The 5,453-nt window shown below is 53.6% G+C and carries 2 tRNA genes and 3 rRNA genes; all 5 read right to left on the bottom strand.

Features of this window, described 5'->3' with window-relative positions:
* Nucleotides 1–10 precede the first annotated feature (10 nt).
* Nucleotides 11–125 (bottom strand): 5S ribosomal RNA (rrf, locus tag GJU83_RS18920).
* 114 nt (nt 126–239) lie between these two features.
* Nucleotides 240–3,131: ribosomal RNA gene (locus GJU83_RS18915) — 23S ribosomal RNA — on the bottom strand.
* 307 nt (nt 3,132–3,438) lie between these two features.
* A tRNA-Ala gene (locus GJU83_RS18910) sits at nt 3,439–3,514 on the bottom strand.
* Nucleotides 3,515–3,737: 223 nt separating this feature from the next.
* Nucleotides 3,738–3,814 (bottom strand) — tRNA-Ile (locus GJU83_RS18905).
* A gap of 91 nt (nt 3,815–3,905) precedes the next feature.
* A 16S ribosomal RNA gene (locus tag GJU83_RS18900) occupies nt 3,906–5,445 on the bottom strand.
* The 16S, 23S and 5S rRNA genes sit together here with 2 tRNA genes alongside, the layout of an rRNA operon.
* Nucleotides 5,446–5,453: the final 8 nt, after the last annotated feature.

Genomic DNA, 5,453 nt, shown 5'->3' with positions numbered 1-5,453 from the left:
GGTATTAGGAGCCTGACGATGACCTACTCTCACATGGGCAACGCCACACTACCATCGGCGCTGGTCTGTTTCACTTCTGAGTTCGGGATGGGATCAGGTGGTTCCAGACCGCTATGGTCGTCAGGCAAAACGGTTGATCACTGGGGGACGGGATAGAACGGTCAGTTGGACTGACAGTGATGTTTGATTTCGTTTGAGCGGTTAGGCTCTGCGTTATCCGCAATTGTCTTGGGTGTTATATAGTCAAGCCGCACGAGCAATTAGTATCGGTTAGCTCAACGCCTCGCAGCGCTTACACACCCGACCTATCAACGTCCTGGTCTTGAACGGCTCTTCAGGGACCTCGAGGGTCCAGGGAGATCTCATCTTGGAAGGGGCTTCCCGCTTAGATGCTTTCAGCGGTTATCCTGTCCGAACATAGCTACCGGGCAATGCGACTGGCGTCACAACCCGAACACCAGAGGTTCGTCCACTCCGGTCCTCTCGTACTAGGAGCAGCTTTCCTCAAATCTCCAACGTCCACGGCAGATAGGGACCGAACTGTCTCACGACGTTCTAAACCCAGCTCGCGTACCACTTTAAATGGCGAACAGCCATACCCTTGGGACCGGCTTCAGCCCCAGGATGTGATGAGCCGACATCGAGGTGCCAAACACCGCCGTCGATGTGAACTCTTGGGCGGTATCAGCCTGTTATCCCCGGAGTACCTTTTATCCGTTGAGCGATGGCCCTTCCATACAGAACCACCGGATCACTATGACCTACTTTCGTACCTGCTCGACGTGTCTGTCTCGCAGTTAAGCGGGCTTGTGCCATTACACTAACCGCATGATGTCCGACCATGCTTAGCCCACCTTTGTGCTCCTCCGTTACGCTTTGGGAGGAGACCGCCCCAGTCAAACTACCCACCACACAGTGTCCTCATCCCCGATAAGGGGACCAAGTTAGAACCTCAAACATGTCAGGCTGGTATTTCAAGGTTGGCTCCATGAGAACTGGCGTTCCCACTTCAAAGCCTCCCAGCTATCCTACACAAACATGCTCAAAGTTCACTGTGAAGCTATAGTAAAGGTTCACGGGGTCTTTCCGTCTAGCCGCGGATACACCGCATCTTCACGGCGATTTCAATTTCACTGAGTCTCGGGTAGAGACAGCGCCCCCATCGTTACGCCATTCGTGCAGGTCGGAACTTACCCGACAAGGAATTTCGCTACCTTAGGACCGTTATAGTTACGGCCGCCGTTTACCGGGGCTTCGATCAAGAGCTTCGCGCAAGCGCTAACCCCATCAATTAACCTTCCGGCACCGGGCAGGCGTCACACCGTATACGTCCACTTTCGTGTTTGCACAGTGCTGTGTTTTTAATAAACAGTCGCAGGGGCCTGGTATCTTCGACTGGTCTCAGCTCTACCCGCAGGGGCTTCACTTACTGCCAGCGTGCCTTCTCCCGAAGTTACGGCACCATTTTGCCTAGTTCCTTTACCCGAGTTCTCTCAAGCGCCTTGGTATTCTCTACCTGACCACCTGTGTCGGTTTGGGGTACGGTCTCGAATAGCCTGAAGCTTAGAAGATTTTCCTGGAAGCATGGCATCAATGACTTCCCGCTCTATGAGCAGTCGTCGTCACGTCTCGGGATTGTGGACCCGGATTTGCCTAAGTCCACTCCCTACTCGCTTAAACCGGGACAACCGTCGCCCGGCTCACCTAGCCTTCTCCGTCTCTCCATCGCAGCTATCCAAGGTACGGGAATATTAACCCGTTTCCCATCGACTACACCTTTCGGTCTCGCCTTAGGGGCCGACTCACCCTGCGCCGATTAGCGTTGCGCAGGAACCCTTGGTCTTCCGGCGTGCGGGTTTTTCACCCGCATTGTCGTTACTCATGTCAGCATTCGCACTTCTGATACCTCCAGCATGCTTCTCAACACACCTTCGCAGGCTTACAGAACGCTCCCCTACCCCGCATACAAAGTATGCAGCCGCAGCTTCGGTGACCAGTTTGAGCCCCGTTACATCTTCCGCGCAGGCCGACTCGACTAGTGAGCTATTACGCTTTCTTTAAAGGATGGCTGCTTCTAAGCCAACCTCCTAGCTGTCTGAGCCTTCCCACATCGTTTCCCACTTAACTGGTACTTGGGGACCTTAGCTGGCGGTCTGGGTTGTTTCCCTCTTCACGACGGACGTTAGCACCCGCCGTGTGTCTCCCGGATAGTACTCACAGGTATTCGGAGTTTGCATCGGGTTGGTAAGTCGGGATGACCCCCTAGCCGAAACAGTGCTCTACCCCCTGTGGTATTCGTCCGAGGCGCTACCTAAATAGCTTTCGGGGAGAACCAGCTATCTCCGGGCTTGATTAGCCTTTCACTCCGATCCACAAGTCATCCCCTGGCTTTTCAACGACAGTGGGTTCGGTCCTCCAGTGCCTGTTACGGCACCTTCAACCTGCTCATGGATAGATCGCCCGGTTTCGGGTCTATGCCCAGCGACTAAATCGCCCTATTCAGACTCGGTTTCCCTACGGCTCCCCTAAACGGTTAACCTCGCCACTGAACATAAGTCGCTGACCCATTATACAAAAGGTACGCCGTCACGGAACAAGTCCGCTCCGACTGCTTGTACGCATACGGTTTCAGGATCTATTTCACTCCCCTCACAGGGGTTCTTTTCGCCTTTCCCTCACGGTACTGGTTCACTATCGGTCAGTCAGGAGTATTTAGCCTTGGAGGATGGTCCCCCCATGTTCAGACAGGATATCACGTGTCCCGTCCTACTCGATTTCACCAGACTCAGGTTTCGGATACGGGGCTATCACCCACTATGGCGGCACTTTCCAGAGCCTTCTCCTACCAGTTGTCTAGCTTAAGGGCTAGTCCCCGTTCGCTCGCCGCTACTTAGGGAATCTCGGTTGATTTCTTTTCCTCGGGGTACTTAGATGTTTCAGTTCCCCCGGTTCGCCCCTTACACCTATGGATTCAGTGTAAGGTACCGACCCGAAAGTCGGTGGGTTTCCCCATTCAGAGATGCCCGGATCACAGCTTGTTTGCCAGCTCCCCGAGCCTTATCGCAGGCTTCCACGTCTTTCATCGCCTCTGACTGCCAAGGCATCCACCGTATGCGCTTAGTTGCTTGACTATATAACCCCAAGACAACTGTGTTCCATCCATCAATAACCTGGTAAACCAGGGCATCAATAAGTGGAGACAGTTCCTTGAAGCGATATAACAACCACTTCAACGACAACACCGGATAACGCTTGAAATCGCTATCACATTGAACATATTCCTCTCGGAGATAATGAGAGAAATATCTTCGTATTCTATCTCGTCCAATTTGTTAAAGAGCAAATCTGACCCAGTGATCAGAAAGAAGGGCTTCGAACTTGTTCATCAAGTTGAAACACTTGTTTCTGCACACTGCTAACCGAAGTTAGTCAGTAATTTGGTGGAGCTAGGCAGGATCGAACTGCCGACCTCCTGCGTGCAAGGCAGGCGCTCTCCCAGCTGAGCTATAGCCCCAGAACTTGTCCAGCTTCCGTTACTCGTCGTTGCAGCATTCATTCGCATCAGTCATGACCCATCGAGGGTCACTCCTTCACTCATTCAAGCTGCGCCTAGATTAACGTAATCTGTCCTGCGCTCTGCTATCGTCTCCAAGACCAGGATTTTGCTGATCTAGGCGTCAAAGTGCGCCGCATAGCCTGCTATGCAAGTGCTTTGACAACGACGAGCAGTGAAATTCTGGTGGGTCTGGGTGGACTTGAACCACCGACCTCACCCTTATCAGGGGTGCGCTCTAACCACCTGAGCTACAGACCCAAAAACACGGGCCTGCAACGACCCATCTGCTCTCTTTATTCAGCCAACCAAGTAATTCGTGTGGACTCTGACCGAAGCGTTCGGCTTCGTTTAAGGAGGTGATCCAGCCGCAGGTTCCCCTACGGCTACCTTGTTACGACTTCACCCCAGTCATGAACCACACCGTGGTGATCGTCCTCCCGAAGGTTAGACTAACCACTTCTGGTGCAATCCACTCCCATGGTGTGACGGGCGGTGTGTACAAGGCCCGGGAACGTATTCACCGTGACATTCTGATTCACGATTACTAGCGATTCCGACTTCACGCAGTCGAGTTGCAGACTGCGATCCGGACTACGACGCGTTTTGTGAGATTGGCTCCCCCTCGCGGGTTTGCAGCCCTCTGTGCGCGCCATTGTAGCACGTGTGTAGCCCTGGCCGTAAGGGCCATGATGACCTGACGTCATCCCCACCTTCCTCCGGTTTGTCACCGGCAGTCTCCCTAGAGTTCTCAGCCGAACTGCTAGCAACTAGGGATAGGGGTTGCGCTCGTTACGGGACTTAACCCAACATCTCACGACACGAGCTGACGACGGCCATGCAGCACCTGTGTCAGAGTTCCCGAAGGCACCAATCCATCTCTGGAAAGTTCTCTGCATGTCAAGGCCAGGTAAGGTTCTTCGCGTTGCGTCGAATTAAACCACATGCTCCACCGCTTGTGCGGGCCCCCGTCAATTCATTTGAGTTTTAACCTTGCGGCCGTACTCCCCAGGCGGTCTACTTAGTGCGTTAGCTGCGCCACTAAGACTTCAAGAGTCCCAACGGCTAGTAGACATCGTTTACGGCGTGGACTACCAGGGTATCTAATCCTGTTTGCTCCCCACGCTTTCGCACCTCAGTGTCAGTATTGGTCCAGAGTGCCGCCTTCGCCACTGGTGTTCCTTCCTATATCTACGCATTTCACCGCTACACAGGAAATTCCACACTCCTCTACCATACTCTAGCCTGACAGTTCGAAATGCCGTTCCCAGGTTAAGCCCGGGGCTTTCACATCTCGCTTATCAAACCACCTACGCGCGCTTTACGCCCAGTAATTCCGATTAACGCTTGCACCCTCCGTATTACCGCGGCTGCTGGCACGGAGTTAGCCGGTGCTTCTTCTGTGAGTAACGTCAAGGCTGGCCGGTATTAACGACCAACTTTTCCTCCTCACTGAAAGTGCTTTACAACCCGAAAGCCTTCTTCACACACGCGGCATGGCTGGATCAGGGTTGCCCCCATTGTCCAATATTCCCCACTGCTGCCTCCCGTAGGAGTTCGGGCCGTGTCTCAGTCCCGATGTGGCTGATCATCCTCTCAGACCAGCTACGGATCGTCGCCTTGGTAGGCCTTTACCCCACCAACTAGCTAATCCGACATAGGCACATCCAATAGCGCAAGGTCCGAAGATCCCCTGCTTTCCCCCGAAGGGCGTACGCGGTATTAATCCGGGTTTCCCCGGGCTATCCCCCACTACTGGGCAGTTTCCTATGCATTACTCACCCGTCCGCCGCTCGTCAGCGGAGTGCAAGCACCCCCTGTTACCGCTCGACTTGCATGTGTTAAGCCTGCCGCCAGCGTTCAATCTGAGCCATGATCAAACTCTTCAGTTTAAATCATA

It is taken from the genome of Marinobacter salsuginis, assembly GCF_009617755.1.
Taxonomy (GTDB): Bacteria; Pseudomonadota; Gammaproteobacteria; order Pseudomonadales; family Oleiphilaceae; genus Marinobacter; species Marinobacter salsuginis.
Note: the sequence above shows the minus strand (reverse complement) of the source record. Positions and strands in the feature narration are given on the sequence as shown.